The organism is Roseobacter sp. SK209-2-6, assembly GCF_000169455.1.
Taxonomy (GTDB): Bacteria; Pseudomonadota; Alphaproteobacteria; order Rhodobacterales; family Rhodobacteraceae; genus Pseudophaeobacter.
Genome location: NZ_AAYC01000001.1, coordinates 26,773 through 43,353 on the forward strand (window position 1 = coordinate 26,773; position 16,581 = coordinate 43,353).

General features: G+C 55.8%; 13 protein-coding genes. 3 read left to right on the forward strand and 10 right to left on the reverse strand.

The window, feature by feature from the left end:
- Window positions 1-37: 37 nt before the first annotated feature.
- The 6 genes from pdxR to RSK20926_RS00155 all read right to left on the reverse strand — a co-directional run bounded on the left by pdxR (window position 38) and on the right by RSK20926_RS00155 (window position 5,706).
- Window positions 38-1,498 (reverse strand): MocR-like pyridoxine biosynthesis transcription factor PdxR, encoded by a 1,461-nt coding sequence (gene pdxR / locus RSK20926_RS00135; protein ID WP_008203553.1) that lies wholly within the window; start codon window positions 1,496-1,498, stop codon window positions 38-40.
- A 95-nt stretch (window positions 1,499-1,593) separates the two neighbouring features.
- Window positions 1,594-2,232 carry a LysE family translocator gene (locus RSK20926_RS00140; protein WP_037253144.1) on the reverse strand — a complete coding sequence of 213 codons (639 nt, stop codon included), beginning with the start codon at window positions 2,230-2,232 and terminating at the stop codon, window positions 1,594-1,596.
- A gap of 120 nt (window positions 2,233-2,352) precedes the next feature.
- A complete protein-coding gene (locus RSK20926_RS00145) occupies window positions 2,353-2,850 on the reverse strand; it encodes a helix-turn-helix domain-containing protein (RefSeq protein WP_008203556.1) in 498 nt (165 codons plus the stop codon).
- 219 nt (window positions 2,851-3,069) lie between these two features.
- Window positions 3,070-3,651: a GNAT family N-acetyltransferase gene (locus tag RSK20926_RS00150; protein WP_008203557.1), complete on the reverse strand. Its 582-nt coding sequence runs from the start codon at window positions 3,649-3,651 to the stop codon at window positions 3,070-3,072.
- 94 nt (window positions 3,652-3,745) lie between these two features.
- On the reverse strand, window positions 3,746-4,045 hold the full coding sequence (locus RSK20926_RS22705; RefSeq protein ID WP_008203559.1) for a hypothetical protein: 300 nt from the start codon (window positions 4,043-4,045) through the stop codon (window positions 3,746-3,748).
- Between the two features lie 263 nt (window positions 4,046-4,308).
- Window positions 4,309-5,706, reverse strand: a complete 1,398-nt coding sequence (locus RSK20926_RS00155) for an aminotransferase family protein (RefSeq protein ID WP_008203561.1) — start codon at window positions 5,704-5,706, stop codon at window positions 4,309-4,311.
- A 157-nt stretch (window positions 5,707-5,863) separates the two neighbouring features.
- On the opposite strand from RSK20926_RS00155, the gene RSK20926_RS22710 reads away from it, so the two are divergent.
- The 3 genes from RSK20926_RS22710 (at window position 5,864) to RSK20926_RS00165 (ending at window position 8,200) form a co-directional block, all read left to right on the forward strand.
- Window positions 5,864-6,001 carry a hypothetical protein gene (locus tag RSK20926_RS22710; RefSeq protein WP_008203562.1) on the forward strand — a complete coding sequence of 46 codons (138 nt, stop codon included), beginning with the start codon at window positions 5,864-5,866 and terminating at the stop codon, window positions 5,999-6,001.
- A 106-nt stretch (window positions 6,002-6,107) separates the two neighbouring features.
- The gene (locus RSK20926_RS00160; protein ID WP_037253387.1) at window positions 6,108-6,875 is read left to right on the forward strand and encodes a 3-keto-5-aminohexanoate cleavage protein; all 768 of its coding nucleotides are present in this window, start codon (window positions 6,108-6,110) and stop codon (window positions 6,873-6,875) included.
- Entirely contained in the window at window positions 6,872-8,200 is a 1,329-nt protein-coding gene (locus RSK20926_RS00165; protein WP_008203565.1) for an aspartate aminotransferase family protein, read from the forward strand. Before RSK20926_RS00160 ends, RSK20926_RS00165 begins: the two co-directional genes overlap by 4 nt.
- 141 nt (window positions 8,201-8,341) lie before the next feature.
- On the opposite strand, the gene katG is transcribed toward RSK20926_RS00165, so the two are convergent.
- The 4 genes from katG to RSK20926_RS00185 all read right to left on the reverse strand — a co-directional run bounded on the left by katG (window position 8,342) and on the right by RSK20926_RS00185 (window position 16,453).
- Window positions 8,342-10,537 (reverse strand): catalase/peroxidase HPI, encoded by a 2,196-nt coding sequence (gene katG / locus RSK20926_RS00170; protein WP_008203567.1) that lies wholly within the window; start codon window positions 10,535-10,537, stop codon window positions 8,342-8,344.
- A 233-nt stretch (window positions 10,538-10,770) separates the two neighbouring features.
- A complete protein-coding gene (locus RSK20926_RS00175) occupies window positions 10,771-12,006 on the reverse strand; it encodes a hypothetical protein (protein ID WP_008203569.1) in 1,236 nt (411 codons plus the stop codon).
- A gap of 233 nt (window positions 12,007-12,239) precedes the next feature.
- Window positions 12,240-15,314: an AAA family ATPase gene (locus RSK20926_RS00180; RefSeq protein ID WP_008203571.1), complete on the reverse strand. Its 3,075-nt coding sequence runs from the start codon at window positions 15,312-15,314 to the stop codon at window positions 12,240-12,242.
- On the reverse strand, window positions 15,311-16,453 hold the full coding sequence (locus RSK20926_RS00185; RefSeq protein ID WP_008203572.1) for an exonuclease SbcCD subunit D: 1,143 nt from the start codon (window positions 16,451-16,453) through the stop codon (window positions 15,311-15,313). The genes RSK20926_RS00180 and RSK20926_RS00185 overlap by 4 nt, the downstream gene beginning before the upstream one ends.
- Between the last annotated feature and the right edge of the window lie 128 nt (window positions 16,454-16,581).

Consider the following 16,581-nt stretch of genomic DNA (forward strand, 5'->3'; position numbering starts at 1 on the left):
ATCTCAATTACAACGCTTTTCGGTTCTCACCGAGAGGTCAGCTTTTTACAATCGCCTTTGCCAACAGGCCAAGCCCCGGTTCGATGCGGGATGCGGCTATGGAGGAGTAGCCGATGCGATAGTAATTCAGCTTGCGATGCTCTGCCGAAAAGAAAGGCGCACCAGGTTCGATGATGACACTATCCTCTTTCAGCCTTTCGGCAACCGCGGTCATATCCAATCCGTCCGGGGCTCGCATCCACAGGGATGATCCTCCATATACACCGACGCCAGCTACCGTAAGATCATGTCTTTTGACGGCGTCTTCTATGACGCAACGACGGTCATGTAGAACTTTGGCGGTGCGCCGAATCTGCGCGTCATAGTGTCCAAGCGACAGGAAATAGGCGACGGTGCGCTGCACATGTCCCGGTGGGTGCCGCAGTACATAGGCCCGTAGTGCGCGAGCCTGACGAATGAATGCCTCTGACCCGACCATGTAGCCCAACCGCAGACCGGGAAAGAGAGATTTGGAGAAACTGCCAATATAAATTACCCGTCCATCGCTATCGAGCGACTTCAAAGCGGGGGAAGGGGCTCCGAGGAAGGACATTTCAAACTCATAGTCATCTTCAACGATGATTGCATCAATGTCTCGGGCACGCTGCAGGAGCTCTTTGCGCCGGGCCATGGGCATCGTCGCGGTGGTTGGGCTTTGATGACTGGGGGTGCAGAATATGACGTCGGTGTCATCGCAGATTTGTTGTGGTGGCAACCCGTCGGCGTCAACGGGAATGTTGTCGATATTGCAACGCACGTGATGCAGGTGATCGCGCACGGTGTAATAGGTCGGATCCTCCAGGGCGGCTTTCCGTCCCCGGTTGAGCAAAAGCTGCGTGACGATCCACAGCGCATTTTGCGCTCCGAGAGTGATCAGAATCTGCTCCGGCCGTGCTGTCACCCCGCGTCGCGGTAATGTGTGGCGGGCGATATACTCGATCAGAAGCGGGTCATCTTGATCAAAATAATCATCCGTCAGAGCGGCAAAATCCTTTTGCCCCAACGCTCTGAGGGCGCAGAGGCGCCAATTGGCGTGGTCAAACAACGAAGGATCCGCCTGCCCATAAATAAAGGGGTAGCGATAGCTACGCCAATCGGGAGCTTTGCGCGGGGTATCGCCGCCTGTAAAGCTGCGCACCAGCATATGGGACCAATCTACAGCATCCTCTGATTGTATCGGAGGGGTGTAGCTGGGCGGGACCGGCGCATTCTCTGAGACATAGTAGCCAGAGCGACCACGGGAGGTCAGGTAGTCATTTGCCAAGAGTTCCGTATAGGCCAGCGTCACGGTGATACGGCTGATTCCCAGATGGACCGCGAGTTTGCGGGAGGAGGGGAGCTTCTCACCCATGCGGAAGCGACCGGAGAGGATGCCCTCTGCGATCATCTCCTGGATCTGCGATTGCAAGGTGCCCTGCGCGTCCGGGTTTAGGAAGAAAGTATCAACGGAAATAGCCATGAGGCCACTTTAGGGTGGCCTTAAATCCAGTGCAATCTGGACTTACCATCCAGAGGCAGGATTTTGATCACTTTTCTTTCAAAAGGTCCCGCGCCTTAGAGGCTGGGTTTAAGGCTGACAAGCTTCAGGCCAAATCCAACGAAGACAACTCCGGTTATGCCTTTTAACCAGCGTTGAAAGCGCTGGCTGGAGGTTGCTTTGGCCATGCGCGACAGCAGCAAAATCATCAGGGTGAACCAGGCGGTGTTGATAAGGGTATGCAAGAAGACCAAAAAGAAGGCACTTGCTGCAGAGCTCTCACCCATTGTTATGAACTGCGGGAAGGCCGCGAGATAGAACATAGAGACCTTGGGGTTGAGTGCATTGGTCAAGAACCCTTCAACAAAGGCTTTGGGGAGAGTTCGGGTGCGTTTGGCAGGTGTTACGGCAGGGGCTGTGGCACTGTTTTGAAAGGCCGTAACCAAAGATTTGACCCCGATCCAGCAGAGGTAGGCCGCGCCTAGGTATTTAACCACAGCAAAGGCCAGTGCGGACTGAACAAGCAGGATCGAAATTCCTAGAACCGATAGGGCGCCATGTAGATAAAAGGCTGCAACAAAGCCCGCGATGTTTGCAAAGCCTGCCTGACGGCCAGAGGTCGGGACTGTCTTCGCAATCAGCAGCCCGTTTGGTCCGGGAGACATGACCAGCAAAGAGGCCACCAAAGTGAAAGTGTAAATTTCTGCCCAGGTCAAAATGATGCTCCTTGGTGGTTGCGGCCGATGCTGGTCAATTCGCATGAATGTCGAAAGGGGGGCAATTGTTCCGTTGGGGCGAAAGAGAGGACAATGATCCCCTAATTGATTGCGTCAGCCCTAGCGGTCAGGGTTTTTCCTCAAACGCTTTTCCAACTGGCGTTTTTCCCAATCGGTCCCAAAGAAGTTGATCACTTCAAAAACACTCAACCCATGAGCAATGAGGCCGATGCCCCATCCCAAGGCAGGCCAGATCACCCAGAAATAACCTGGATTGGTGATAAGGTTCAGTACCAAAAGTCCTGCCATGACCAGGGCATATTGCAGCGCATGGGTGTAAAAGGATTTGATGTCACGGACATATTCAAGCGCTTCACGCTCTTGGGTCTCAAGTTCAGGAAGGCTTGCAGGGGTATCGCTTGTCATGTCTGGTTCCTTTCGCAGTTCGGAAAAATCTATCTCCAGAACGGAAGCGATACATTTCAATGTCTCGGGGCTCGCATTTGCGCCGCGTTCAATGCGCTGCAACGTGCGGGTGCTGATCCCCGCCATTTCGGCGAGTTGCTCTTGGGAATAGCCCTTTTCAAGGCGAAGCTTTCTGATGAGCAAGAGATGCAATCCTTCTGTTCCTGCTGAAACTCTGCGCTATGGATAGCAAGCTAACCACGTCAGCGCCACGACAGTAGGCGACAGTAGCATGACATCGGGAAAAAACTGCCCCTTTCTGGTCAGGCGAAGGCTCCCGCCTGCTTTGGGACAATTAAAATTGTCCCAAAGAGTTGGGCCTGGCGCCGCGCAGATGCGCGGCGCGGCACCGCAAAGATCCAGGTCCCGCGCTTAACGCGCCATCTTATGTTGCAGATGGGCCTGGATGGTTGGCCATTCAGAAGAGATGATCGAATAGACTGCGGTATCTCTTAGGGTGCCGTTTGGCATCTTCATGTGATCTCGCAAAATGCCATCGAGCTGGGCTCCGAGACGTTCGATGGCACGACGGCTCTGAGCGTTCAGGCGATGGGTGCGAAACTCTACCGCGATACAGCCAAGGGTCTCAAAGGCGTGGCGCAACATCAGGTATTTGCATTCGGTGTTCATGCCGCTGCGCTGCACGGATTTGCGATACCAGGTTGAGCCGATTTCTAACCGGTCATTGGCCGCATCTATGTTCATATAGGTGGTCATTCCGACTGCTTTGCCCTGCGCATCCAGAATCGCAAAGGGCAGCATGGAGCCCGTTTCCTGCAGGGACAGACGGCGGGCGATTTCCGCTGGCATTGCATCTGGGGGTGGCACGGAGGTGTACCAGAGGCTGCTGAGGTTTCCGTCCGCACTCGCCTCGGCCAGATCCGGCGTATGGCTTGGAGAGAGCGGGGCAAGTGTAACATGCTGGCCTTTGAGAGTGACGGGTTTGGCCCACATGGTGATCTCCTTACATGACGTCCTGTAGTGATCAGATTGGAGAAGCTTCGGGTGGTTTGAAATATCCGCTTTTGTCCAAACAGAGTAGTCCAATTTACATCTCTAGAAGGATTCTCTCACCAGTCTTTGCACTTCTGGGTACAGTGAGACCATAGAATACTCGGCCACTTGCCTCTTTGCGTCTGCGTTCCAGGCATGCTTTTTCGGTGATCGATCCAACAATTGCGCCTCTAGCTGTCGTCAGCCTCAAAGGTGTGCCATCCGCAAGGAATACATCAACGATAAAATAATTCCTGTATTTATTGCCGGTCGGGACGATGCCTTGAACTTTAGCCAGGACGTAGCCGTCATGAACATGTTTTTCGGGGCTAAACCACAAGACCAATGCGGTCATTCCAGCTATCCAGAGTATACTGGCAAGGGAAAGAACGGCATATTCTCTGACGTAGTATCGAAGTAGCCCTGACTTGTATCGTTCCAGTATGCGGGCCAGAAAAGAAATCGTCGCAATCCTTGAAATAGTTCCGAGTACAGGGCTCTGACACGAGATGGGTGGTTAAGGTTGCATTTCAAGTAAAGCAGTCCACTATGGATTGAAACGTAAAACGCCCCGGCCTTTGGCCGGGGCGCGGTCAGTTGCTTTGACGGGGAGAGATATCAGCCAAAGACCTTGGTTAGGGCGGTGTCCACTGCATTGGTGATGGCATCAATATCATCTGCAGTTGCGATCAGCGCTGGGCTAAAGCAGAGGGTGTTGTTGCGCTCTGGGATCGAGCGGTTGGTTACACCAATGATCACACCCTGCGCGCCACATTCCGCCACAACTTTCTGTGCCAGGGCCTCCTCGACGGGTTCTTTGGTTTCGCGATCCTTGACCAGCTCGGCACCTAGGAACAGACCCTTGCCGCGCACATCACCGATGACGTCATGCTTTTCCATCAGGGCATTCAGGTTGGCCAGCATGCGCTCACCCATCTTGGTGGTGTTCTCCAGGAGGTTCTCGTCCTCGATGATCTGCATGTTGACCAATGCCGCTGCCGGGCCGGCTGTGCAGCCACCAAAGGTGGAGATGTCGCGGAAGTAGTTCATCGGGTCAGAGGCGTCGTCCTTGAACAAATCAAAGACTTTCTCGGTGGTGACCATGCAGGCAATTGCCGCATAGCCAGAGGCCACACCCTTGGCCATGGTGACAAAATCAGGCTCGATCCCATAGTGTTGGTAGCCAAACCAGGTGCCGGTGCGGCCAACGCCACAGACCACTTCGTCGATATGCAAGAGCACGTCGTATTTGTCGCAGATTTCGCGAACGCGCTCCCAGTAGCCTTCGGGGGCTTCGATAACGCCGCCGCCTGCGGTGATGGGCTCCAGGCAAAGGGCACCAACGGTTTCAGGGCCTTCCCGCAGGATCACCTCTTCGATGGCATCTGCTGCTGCGCGGCCGAATTCGGCGCCGGAAAGATGCTCAAGACCCAGCTCGTGCTTGCGGTACTCCATGCAGTGCGGCACGCGGACAAAGTCTGGCGCGAAGGGGCCGTACTGCGCTGTACGCTCATCCTGCCCGCCCGCGGACATGGTCGCCAGGGTGGAGCCGTGGTAGTCGCGGTCGCGGTACAGGATTTTGGTTTTCTTGCCGCCATATTTCTTGTGAGCGATCTGGCGGACCATCTTAAAGGCTTTCTCGTTCGCCTCGGATCCGGAGTTTGTGTAGTAGACGCGGCTCATGCCGGGCATTTTGTCGATCAGCTTCTCGGCAAAAAGAGCGCCGGGGATCGAGCCTGCGGACTGTGCGAAATAACAGAGCTTCATCAACTGGTCATAGACTGATTTGCAGATCTCTTCGCGACCGTAGCCGACGTTGACGGTCCACACGCCACCAGAGACGGCATCCAGGAATTCCTTGCCGTTCTGATCCCAGACGCGCATGCCTTTGCCTTCGACGATGATACGCGGATCATTTTCTTCAAAAGGCTTGTGCTGAACCAGGTGATGCCAGACATGGGCTTTGTCAGCTGAAACAACGCGGCTGAGATCGTTTTCGTTGAACGTGCCGTCCATGACATGTCCTTCCTTACTTAAGATGAGTGTCTGCCAGCTGCCTGTCAGCCGGAATTGTTCTAATGTGACGAAACGCCAAATTCTGCCGATACTCTAGGGCCAGTTGATAGGGTCATTTGCGTCCAGTTTGCACGAAAGGTCGAAGTTTCTGTGAAGCATGATTTTTAACCAATTGGTAAAATTACGCTTTTCCATCGTTGTGGTCTTTGGTTGCTCCGACAATCTCTGCGCAAATCTGCGACAGATTTTGCTGTATTTCGAAGGGGAAGAGCGGCAGGCCCTGCGGGAATTGTGACAAAGAACATATGTTCTTGAATTGACCTATTGAGGCTGGATCGTTTGATTTTCATGATCCGGGGCGAAGAATTCTCCGGAGATTTGGCCTCGTGAAATATGATTTGATGGTCGCCCCAAACGGCGCAAGACGCAGTAACATGGACCATCCAAATCTGCCGCTCACTGCGGGGGAATTGGCGGATTGTGCGCAGGCTTGTTTTGCCGCAGGCGCGCAGGCGATTCATCTGCATGTGAGAGAGGAAAATGGGCGCCATTCTTTGGATGTCGGTCGCTATAGAGAGGCCATAGCAGCAGTTGCCGCCGCCGCGCCGGATATGGCAATCCAGATCACCACCGAAAGTGCGGATCTCTATAGTCCTCAGGATCAACTCTCTTGCCTGGAAGCGCTCTGCCCAGTTTCAGCCTCTGTCTCGATCCGGGAAATGGCCAGGGATAAGCAGGTGGCATCACGGGCCTACGCCGTCGCAGCAGAGGCAGGCACGAGGGTTCAACATATCCTCTATTCTACGGATTGCATTGCGCAGTTGAACCATTGGTACAAGGAAGGCATCGTTCCAGTGAAGATGCGCGATGTGATCTTTGTACTGGGCAAGTATCAACCGGAGGTTTTGGCCCAGCCGCAGGATCTTGCGGAGTTCTTGACGGCAACCCGAGGCATGCAACTCAACTGGTCTGTCTGTGCCTTTGGCCGTCATGAACACGCCTGTCTTTTGGCCGCGCTCGACGCAGGTGGTGGACTGCGCTTAGGATTTGAAAACAGCATTATGTCGGCAGAGGGCACCCTCTGGCAGGACAATGCCGCCTCTGTCGCAGCTTTTGTTAAATCGGCCTCTTTGAATGGGCATCATCTTCACAGGAAAGACGCAGCATGAACCATGTATTTCCAAGGCATACAAAATCCGACCTGCCCACCGCTGTTGCGGGTGAGGGGTGTTACCTGATCGACGCTAAGGGCAAGCGTTACTTTGATGGTTCTGGGGGCGCGGCTGTCTCTTGTCTTGGCCATTCGGACGCGGCAGTGATTAGGGCAGTACAGGAACAGGTTGGCAAACTGGCCTTTGCCCATACCGGGTTTATGACCTCCGATCCGGCAGAGGAATTGGCGGACCTGCTGATTGAGCATGCACCGGGGGATCTTGACCGGGTTTATTTTGTTTCTGGCGGCTCCGAGGCCACCGAGGCCGCCATCAAACTGGCGCGGCAGTACCACCTGGAACGCGGAGAGCCCGCCCGGCGACATCTGATCGCCCGGCGGCAAAGCTATCACGGCAATACGCTCGGCGCTTTGGCAGCGGGCGGCAATGCCTGGCGTCGGCAACAGTTCGATCCGCTCTTGATCGGCGTTTCCCATATCGCCCCATGCTTTGAATATGCCGAAAGCAAGGAGGGTGAGAGCTCTTTTGACTACGGTCAGCGGGTGGCCAATGAGCTGGAGGAAGAGATCCTGCGGTTGGGGTCGGAAACCGTCATGGCTTTCATCGCGGAACCCGTGGTTGGGGCCACCTCAGGCGCGGTGCCGGCGGTCGAAGGATACTTTAGGCGGATCCGCGAAATCTGCGACCAATATGGTGTGCTCCTGATCCTGGATGAGGTCATGTGCGGCATGGGGCGCACCGGGCATCTCTTTGCCTGCGAGGCGGACGGGGTTGCGCCTGATATCCTGTGTATCGCCAAAGGTCTCGGCGCGGGCTACCAGCCGATCGGCGCAATGCTCTGCAGCAAGCAGATCTACCAAGCCGTCGCCGATGGCTCGGGTTTCTTCCAGCACGGCCACACCTATATTGGCCACCCCGTCGCAACGGCTGCCGGCTTGGCCGTGGTAAAGCAGCTCTTGGAGCGGGATCTTGTCTCGCGTGCGCGTCAAATGGGCGAGAAACTGCAAGCGGCCCTGGAAGCGCGATTCGGCCAGCACGCCCATGTCGGTGACATCCGCGGCCGCGGGCTGTTTCGGGGTATCGAGCTGGTCGAAAACCGCGAGACCAAAGCCCCCTTTGATCCTGCGCTAGGCTTGGCAGGAAAGATCAAAAAAGCTGCTTTTGAGGCGGGGCTGATCTGCTATCCAATGTCCGGCACACGGGATGGGCGGCTGGGGGATCATATCCTGCTGGCGCCGCCCTTTATCCTGAGCGAGGAGCAGATCGGCGAAATCGTGGAGAAACTCGACCGAGCCTTGTCAAATGTCCTCAACGAGACTTGAGGGAAAAGGACTCCGATAAGCGGGCCCTGTTACGGCTGACCCTGGGAGAAGCGAAGCGCCCTCCCCTGGGGAGGGGCAAGCGCTGCCCGGCCTAATGGCCGGGCTTCTTCATTGAGGTCAATTGCCTAGGTGCAAGGTGGCTCACTTCAGATCAAAGCGATCTGCATTCATAACCTTGACCCAAGCGGCAGCAAAGTCTTGAGCAAAACGCGCTTTGGCATCGTCCTGCGCATAGACCTCTGCGATGGCCCGCAGTTGCGAGTTCGATCCGAACACGAGATCGGCGCGGGTTGCAGTCCACTTCAGATCACCGCTGGCGCGGTCTCGCCCCTCATATGACCCACCCTCAGCAGGGGACCATTTGGTGCCCATATCCAGGAGGTTTACGAAGAAATCAGTGCTGAGCACGCCTTCGCTTGCGGTAAAGACACCATGGGCGGAACCGCCGTGGTTTGCACCCAGCACCCGCAATCCTCCGATCAATGCGGTCATCTCCGGCGCTGTCAGGGTCAGGAGCTGGGCTTTGTCCAGCAGTAACTCCTCCGGGGAGACGCTGTATTGCTTTTTCTGGTAGTTGCGGAAGCCATCGGCCTCCGGTTCCAGTACAGCGAATCCTTCCGGATCAGTCTGCTCTTGGCTGGCATCGGTGCGCCCGGGCGTGAAGGCTACTTCGACTTTGTTGCCGCCTTCTGCTGCGGCTTTCTCAACCGCAGCCGTGCCCGCCAGCACAATGAGATCTGCCATGGAGATCTGCTTGCCGCCAGCGTTGAACTCCGCCTGGATGCCTTCCAGAATCCCCAGCACGCGGGCCAGCTGTTCGGGCTCGTTCGCAGGCCAGTCTTTTTGCGGCGCAAGGCGGATCCGCGCCCCATTGGCACCACCACGATGATCCGAGCCGCGATAAGTCGAGGCAGAGGCCCAAGCGGTTGAAACCAGCTCAGAGATGGCAAGCTCAGAGGCCAGAACCTTGGCCTTCAGCGCCGCAATGTCCTCGGCTCCGACCAGTTCATGATCCACCGCAGGCAGCGGGTCTTGCCAGATCAGATCCTCCGCTGGCACTTCGCTGCCCAGATAGCGCGATTTCGGCCCCATGTCGCGATGGGTGAGCTTGAACCAGGCGCGGGCAAAGGCCTCGGCAAACTCTTCCGGGTTCTCGTGGAACCGTTTTGAGATCGGGCCATAGATCGGGTCCATGCGCATCGCCATATCGGCGGTGGTCATCATGGTTTTGACCTTCTTCGAAGCATCATGGGCCTGGGGCGCCATGTCTTCTTCCTTGACGTTCACCGGCTCCCAGATCCAGGCGCCTGCCGGGGATTTTGTCAGGTTCCAGTCATAGCCGAACAAGAGGTCGAAATAGCCGTTGTCCCATTTGATCGGGTTGGCGGTCCAAGCACCTTCGATCCCGCTGGTGGTGGTGTCATCGCCATGGCCGCTGCCATGGGCGTTGATCCAGCCAAAACCCATTTCCTCGATCGCGGCCCCTTCGGGCTCCGGTCCCACCAGATCGGGGTCACCTGCGCCATGGGCTTTGCCGAAGGTGTGGCCACCAGCAACCAGGGCAACGGTTTCCTCGTCATTCATACCCATGCGGCCAAAGGTGTCGCGGATATCCTCACCAGAGGCCAGAATGTTTGGCTCGCCATTGGGGCCTTCGGGGTTCACATAGATGAGGCCCATCTGTACCGCTGCCAAGGGGTTATCGAGCGCCCGGTCACCGCTGTAGCGGTTGTCGCCCAGCCAGGTGTCTTCGGCACCCCAATAGATATCCTCTTCTGGCTCCCAGATGTCTGGACGCCCACCGCCAAAGCCAAAGGTCTTGCCACCCATGGATTCGATGGCGCAATTGCCTGCCAGAATCATCAGATCCGCCCAGGAGATCTTGTTGCCGTACTTCTGCTTCACCGGCCAAAGCAGGCGCCGCGCCTTGTCGAGGTTGCCATTGTCCGGCCAGGAATTCAGCGGGGCAAAGCGCTGATTGCCGGTGCCGCCGCCACCGCGCCCGTCGCCGGTGCGGTAGGTCCCGGCACTGTGCCAGGCCATGCGGATGAACAAACCGCCGTAATGCCCGTAATCGGCCGGCCACCAATCCTGACTATCAGTCATCAAGGCATAAAGATCCTGCTTGAGTGCCGTGAGATCCAAGGACTTGAAGGCTTCCGCGTAGTTGAACGCGCCGCCCATTGGGTCGGACTTCTCCGAATGCTGGTGCAGGATCTTCAGATCCAGCTGGTTTGGCCACCAATCCTTGTTGGAGCGGGAGCCGCTTGTCGCACTCTGCGCACCGCCATGCATCACGGGGCAGCCACCTGCCTTTGGGATGTCGTTTCCGTCCATGTCTATCTCCGGGCTATCTATTCTACAGGCTTGGGGGATGGAGAGAGCACAATCAGAAGCCTCACCCATCCGAGATAGGCTCAGGCTAGCGCGGGTAATTAATAAAGTGAAATTGTAGTTTCCTATACATTTGATAGGAAGTGATTATTATTTGGCGCGCTACTAACAACACAACTACCCCCGAAGCTGCAATAGTTTCGGGGGCATGAGTGGATCAGGGAGAGCTGTCTTTGCTAGGAAAGAACCTGGTTTTTCAGGGCAAGCACATTTGGTAGATCTATCACTTCCACTCCTTCCTGGCGTGTCGATACAGTGCTTAGGGTGGTCTCTCTCATAGGAAAAGACTGAGAGCTGTCTTCCTCAGCAAACTCAAGTATGGGGGAAGAGCTCTCACCATAGGCAAACTGTGCATGTGCGTTTTGGCTTGGGGTTTTGCTGTTTTCAGACGTGCCCAGTGCAACGAGATCAGCGAATGTCGCCAGGCGCAGATCCAGGGCGTCGAAGACTAGTGGCAGGCTACAGGCAAAGAAGGAGGTGTGCTCTTGCGTATCGAGTGTCGATTGTGCGTGGCTTACGCCGAAATTCAACCCAACGGCCTCTTTGGTTTCCGCAGAGATCCAGGCGCTTCCGCTTGTAGCGACATCTACTAAAAGAGGTTGCGTGCCTTCGCGGGGGGGCAGGGGCGTCAGACGGAAACCTTCGATTTCTTGGTAAGAGGTCTGACCCGGTTTGGTCTCATAGGGCAGCTTATATTGACCGATGCCATCAACACGGGCCTGGATCACGCCACGACCACAAGGTGAAGAAATTTGCAGAACCTCTCCGAGCTTGGGGGCTCGAATGCCTGCGACGGGTTGGCAATTGCCATGTTGAATGGGCAGCCAGGGCTGTTCCGGCAGAAGTTCCGCAAAGGCCGCATCACCTGCGGCACCAAGGTGCCAACGCTTCAATATCGCAAAGGAATTGCGTGGATCAAAGCAATCGCTGTTGCTGGAGGGGCGGGCGATGGGATCATTCAGTTCTGCACCTGCTCCTGCAAGGGCTTGCCAAGTAGACAAAATCCCAGGTGCGCCAGTCTGATTGCATCGTGCAATCAGTGTAATCTGGCCCTTGCCCGACCAGCGATCGACACGTTGACATTGTATGTCACCCATCGCGTAGCTTTGGTGCTGATTGGAGCCACTTTCGGCGGTGTCCAAAGGCACAGGTGAAGGAGCGCCGCCGATCACATCTATGCGAATCCCGTCCAATTCCTGTGGCAACATATGCGGCGCCAGCACCAAGTCAGGTGATTTCTTCTGATCGACATGCACACGAATGCAGATATCCGCTTGGGCTTGCCCTGCGCGCCAACGAAAACCGGCATCCGCGCCGCGGAACCAATCCTGTTGACCGTAGTCACTGCGGATACCCCGCAATAGATCATTCAGCCTCTCGTTGGAGGCTTCCTCTTTTAGACTGTCAAACATTTTTACTCTCCGGTTTCCCCGACCGCTTGTGGGACCCGATCTAAAGAGCCTGCGTGATTTCAGCGTGATTCAGAGGTGAGATCTGTAAAAAAGAATTAGAAGTGAACACAGTTTTTTTGCTTGCAACAATTCTGATAGGGGAGAAGCGACTAGGGTCGCAGCAACATATGTCGTGGCCCCTGTCCAGGAAGAAACAGGATTAACCAATTGGCTTTGAACATTTGTTCAAAATCCTAGAGAGGATCTTTCTTTTCAACCCAGCTTCCGCCCAGGCCCTTTCGAACATGAAAGCCGCCTGGGATCATTTCCTGAACCAGCGGGACATGTGAAATCAACCCAACAGAACGGTTTTGACTGACCAGCGCGTTTAGGACCTGCAGAACCTGATCAAGCGTGCCAGAGCCATTCTCTGTATCAAGACTGCCAAAGCCCTCATCTATGAAAATGGTATCAAGCCTGACTTTGCCACTGGAGCTTTCGACCGTATCCGCCAGCCCCAGGGCCAGTGCCAAAGCCGCGATAAAGCTCTCCCCGCCGGAGAGCGTATTGGCGGCGCGCGATTTCCCGGTGTGAAAGTCAAATACCTGAATGCCAAGACCACGGGAACCGCGTCCGGATCCACCGATCTCACGGTCTAGCCGATAGCGGCCAGATGTCATCGGCCCTAGCCGCAGATTTGCGGCCTCCAGCACCTGATCAAACATGGCCCCAATTGCATAGGTCTCGAGTGTGAGGCGTTGCTCGTTTTGACCATTCAGCAAGGCAGAGAGTTCTCTCAATGACCCGGTTGCGGTTTCAAACTCTTCGATCTTCTGTATGGTCTCTTGCAGATTGGTGGTGAGCTTTTTGAGCTGGGCTATTCGTCCCTGGGAGCTAACCCTGCCTTCGGTGACTTGCCGACTGTGATCCAGCGCTGCTGTCAAGACTTCACGCAGTGCAGCAAGGTCGGGTTGAGATAAACCCGCAACCGCCAGTGCAGTTTGTTCTGCCGCATCTTGGGCACTTTTGTGATCTTGCCAGAAAGCGGTGATGGTCTGTTTGTCAACGACCAGCGTGCTCATGGCAGGTTTCAGGTCCGCCAAGGCCTGTTCCGTCAGACCTGCGGCCGAAAGGCGGGTTTGGAAATCATGCGTGGCGCTTTGGATGCGGTCCTGGCTGGCAGCCAGAAGTTTCTCTGCGCTCTCGCGGTCTTTTTCTGATTTTATTGCATCTTCTCGCAACTGCCGTGCGAGGGCCTCTGCCTCGGATCTTGCCTTTAGAAGAGCCTGCAATTCTTGGGCTGTGGCTTTGGACTTGGCTGCAAGGACTGAGGTGTCGCGAAGCTCAAGTGGGATTTCCGAGAGCATCCCGGCGAGGGTGCCGGTCGCTTCCGCAGCTTGGGAGCTGCTGGTTTCATACTGTCGACGCAAGGCCTCAAGCCCGTGCTGAGACTGGACCAGCTTTGCATCAAAGGCTTCGAGTTCTGCTTCCGCATCTGCGATATTCGCCTCCGCTCCCAGCTCTTTCAGAGCCAATTGTTCTATGGCGGTTTTCGCAACACAGGCGGCAGCACTTTCAGAGGGGAGCTCCATCGAAGCCAGCCGCTTTTTTCGGTCCGCTAGTGTCGCTTCCAACCGGGTCAGCTTATCTTTGATGTTCTGGAAATTCAGCCCGGCCCTTTCGCGATGCGCGCGCGCCTGTTGAACCTGTGCATCGCGGTCAGCAGTTTCCATGGTCCCGGCGGCAGGTTCGGGGTGTTCCAAAGCACCGCAAACAGGGCAGGGCGCGCCGTCCTCTAGATGCTGGGCAAGATGCAAAGCTTGTTCATCAGACAGTTTTTGTTCTGCAACCGCCAAGTCCTGTCGCGCACTTTCAACCTTTTGGCTGGCGTGTTCGTACTCTTGTTGTAGCTGCGCGGCAGTTTCTTCGGCTGTTCGGATCTCTTCCTCGGCCTGTTCATAGGCTTCGGCGGCCTTTTGGTGCGAAGCGAGAGCGGTCAGTCGGATCACGATCTGCTGCCGCTGTTCCATGCGTATTCGGGCCAGTTTGAGCGCTTCTGCTTTTGCACTTCTTGCACCCGACAGGGCGGCGTGTTGATGCTCTGCCTTTTCCAGTTCTTGCTTTGCCTGTTGCTGGATCTTGCGAGCCGTTTTGGCGGCTTCTTCTCCTGCGGCTGACGTAGCCAGTAGCTTTTCAAACCGGGTGAGATCCTCAAGGTTACACCGCAGGGTCTCGCCTTCTTCGCAGCGGGCCTCTTCCTTTTTCAGATTTTTATCAGCGATCCGAGTAGCATCTTGCGCCTGTGCTGCGCGTTCCGCAGCTTTGACCAGGGCGTTCTGGGCTGTTTCAAGATCGATATGGGCATCGCGCAGGCGTTGTTCCGCATCCAAGATCGGGCTTGCCTGTTCTACCTTCTGGACCTTTTCGCTGAGTACCTCAATCTGTGCCTTGCGCCTATCGAGGTTACTAAAAAGAGTTTTGTATTTTGCCGCTTGAGAAAAGAGTTCGGCGGTTCTTTCGGCCTTTTGAAGTTCCTTTGTTGCGATATCAAATTTCGCCAGCGCCGCTTCTTCGCGCTGCTCTAGGTCGGACAGATGCAGGACTTCGGCGGTTAAGTGGTTCGCCAGGTCTAGGTGATCCTCAAACCCCTCTGCTAGAAGGTGCCGCTTGTAAATTGCGCGTTCTTCGCGGACCTGCTGTTCTGCCTGATCGGCCTGGGTTTTGAATTTCGCCATCAAGGCTTCAAAAAGCGATACATCAAATAGTTCGCGCAGGATCTGAAGCCGTTCTCGGGTTTTGGCAGTTAGAAAACTCTCGAAACGGCCCTGTGGCAGCAGGACAATCTGGCGAAACTGCTCGACGCTATAGCCAAGTATTCCGGTGATTGCCGTATCCACTTCGCGGACCTTTTTCTCGGCGATGATCTTTCCACATTTGCCGCTGTTTATCTCGTCCAGCGAGAGCCCAGTTGCATCAAATAGATAGGCTTCGTGCGAGCTGCGCGTTTCCCCGGTTCCGCGGGTTTTAGGGCGCAACTGGTCTGGTCGGCGCTGCACCAGATAGCGTTTGCCACCCAGATCGAAGATGAACTCTACTTTGGTCTGTAGGTCAGGTGCCGCATGATCTGACCGAAGGGATGGCGCATCCTGTTCGGGTTTTGCCGGGACACCAAACAGCGCAAATGTCATGGCACTGAAGAGTGTTGACTTTCCCGAGCCTGTTTGCCCGTAGATGCCAAATAGCCCGGTGGAGACTGCATCGCGAAAATCGATGACGGTGTGATTTGGATAGGGGCCAAAGGCCTGCAGGGTGAGCTGTACCGGCCTCATCCCGGGCGTTCCTTTCCCTGTGCCTCATCAACCCCGCGCAGGAGCGTTTTGTGCTCTTCCTGTGAAAGAGGCTCCCCTCGGACCTGTTCGATAAAGCCCCTAATGATCTCGATGGGGTCGGTGATTTTGGGACTTGAGGGGCCCGTGCTGTGGTTGCCTGCTTCTGGGGTGTCCCGTTCGTAGGTCAATTCGCAGGCATTGGGAAACACCTCTCGGATGCGTTTCATAGCGTCAATGACAGGCGCCTTATCCGTCAGCACCACGCGAATAAAATCCTCTGAAGGGTCTGACTGCAAAACCTCCCGATGCAATCCTCTGAGCCTGCGCACCCCGCGCAGTGGTTGCAGCTGCAGCTGCGAGATTTCAGTTCCTCCCTGGGCATCAAGATCAACCAGGCAAACGGATTTGAGGCAATCGGCTTCATCAAACCCAAAGGCAAGGGGCGCACCAGAATAACGGATATGAGGGGCACCAGCGGTCTGTGGGCGGTGGATGTGGCCCAGGGCGACATAGTGTGCCCCTTCAAAAATACTGGGACTAACCGTTTCGATCCCGCCAACCCGGGTGAGAGAGCGCTCGCTTTCGCCCAGGATCGAACCAGCAACAAAAGCATGTGCGGTAACGACCCAGCGCATGCCCTCTGGGAGGTTGCTCTTGGCGCTTTCGATCTGCGTTGTCAGCACATCCTCAGGGGAATGAATGTCCTCATCCTGAAAGCACTCGCGCGCAGCATGTTCATAGGCGAAGGGGAGACCCGTGAAGGCAACCGGGCCAAATTCATCCCGCAGGATGAGGGGCGTCTCATCAGTACTGAGCGCCCCCCTTATGAGGGCGCGATTTCTGTCGGTAAGAACCGACATTGCCTCTATCCGATCACCGGAATCATGATTGCCGGCGATCAACACAACGCAAGCCCGAGATTTTGCGGAGAGGTCGGACAGGAAGCTGTTGAACTGGCGTACAGCGGAGGCGGGCGGGGCAGCACGATCAAAGATATCACCAGCGATAATCAGCACATCCACATCATGTGCAACTACCGCAGACAGGATCTGCTCCAGAATAGCCGCGTGATCCTCTTCTAGCGAGATCCCATTGAACTGACGACCAAGATGCAGATCAGCGGTATGAAGTATCCTCATAGGCGCGGGCCCGATTTGTTGTTTCTCTGGGTGGGGTCTGGATCATTGGGACTAGAGCAGGGTGCCACAGCTTGGCAACCGCTGAAAGGGGTGAGATCCAGCATCTTGCCGCAAAAGGACCTAAAGGC

What these genes read in the sequence shown, in the direction of transcription:
- RSK20926_RS00175 (WP_008203569.1), bottom strand. Translation starts at nt 12,006, where the DNA reads ATGTTTGACAGTCTAAAAGAGGAAGCCTCCAACGAGAGGCTGAATGAT.
- RSK20926_RS00180 (WP_008203571.1), bottom strand. Translation starts at nt 15,314, where the DNA reads ATGAGGCCGGTACAGCTCACCCTGCAGGCCTTTGGCCCCTATCCAAAT.
- RSK20926_RS00150 (WP_008203557.1), bottom strand. Translation starts at nt 3,651, where the DNA reads ATGTGGGCCAAACCCGTCACTCTCAAAGGCCAGCATGTTACACTTGCC.
- RSK20926_RS00160 (WP_037253387.1), top strand. Translation starts at nt 6,108, where the DNA reads ATGGTCGCCCCAAACGGCGCAAGACGCAGTAACATGGACCATCCAAAT.
- RSK20926_RS22710 (WP_008203562.1), top strand. Translation starts at nt 5,864, where the DNA reads ATGATTTTTAACCAATTGGTAAAATTACGCTTTTCCATCGTTGTGGTC.
- pdxR (WP_008203553.1), bottom strand. Translation starts at nt 1,498, where the DNA reads ATGGCTATTTCCGTTGATACTTTCTTCCTAAACCCGGACGCGCAGGGC.
- RSK20926_RS00155 (WP_008203561.1), bottom strand. Translation starts at nt 5,706, where the DNA reads ATGGACGGCACGTTCAACGAAAACGATCTCAGCCGCGTTGTTTCAGCT.
- RSK20926_RS00185 (WP_008203572.1), bottom strand. Translation starts at nt 16,453, where the DNA reads ATGAGGATACTTCATACCGCTGATCTGCATCTTGGTCGTCAGTTCAAT.
- RSK20926_RS22705 (WP_008203559.1), bottom strand. Translation starts at nt 4,045, where the DNA reads ATGACCGCATTGGTCTTGTGGTTTAGCCCCGAAAAACATGTTCATGAC.
- katG (WP_008203567.1), bottom strand. Translation starts at nt 10,537, where the DNA reads ATGGACGGAAACGACATCCCAAAGGCAGGTGGCTGCCCCGTGATGCAT.
- RSK20926_RS00165 (WP_008203565.1), top strand. Translation starts at nt 6,872, where the DNA reads ATGAACCATGTATTTCCAAGGCATACAAAATCCGACCTGCCCACCGCT.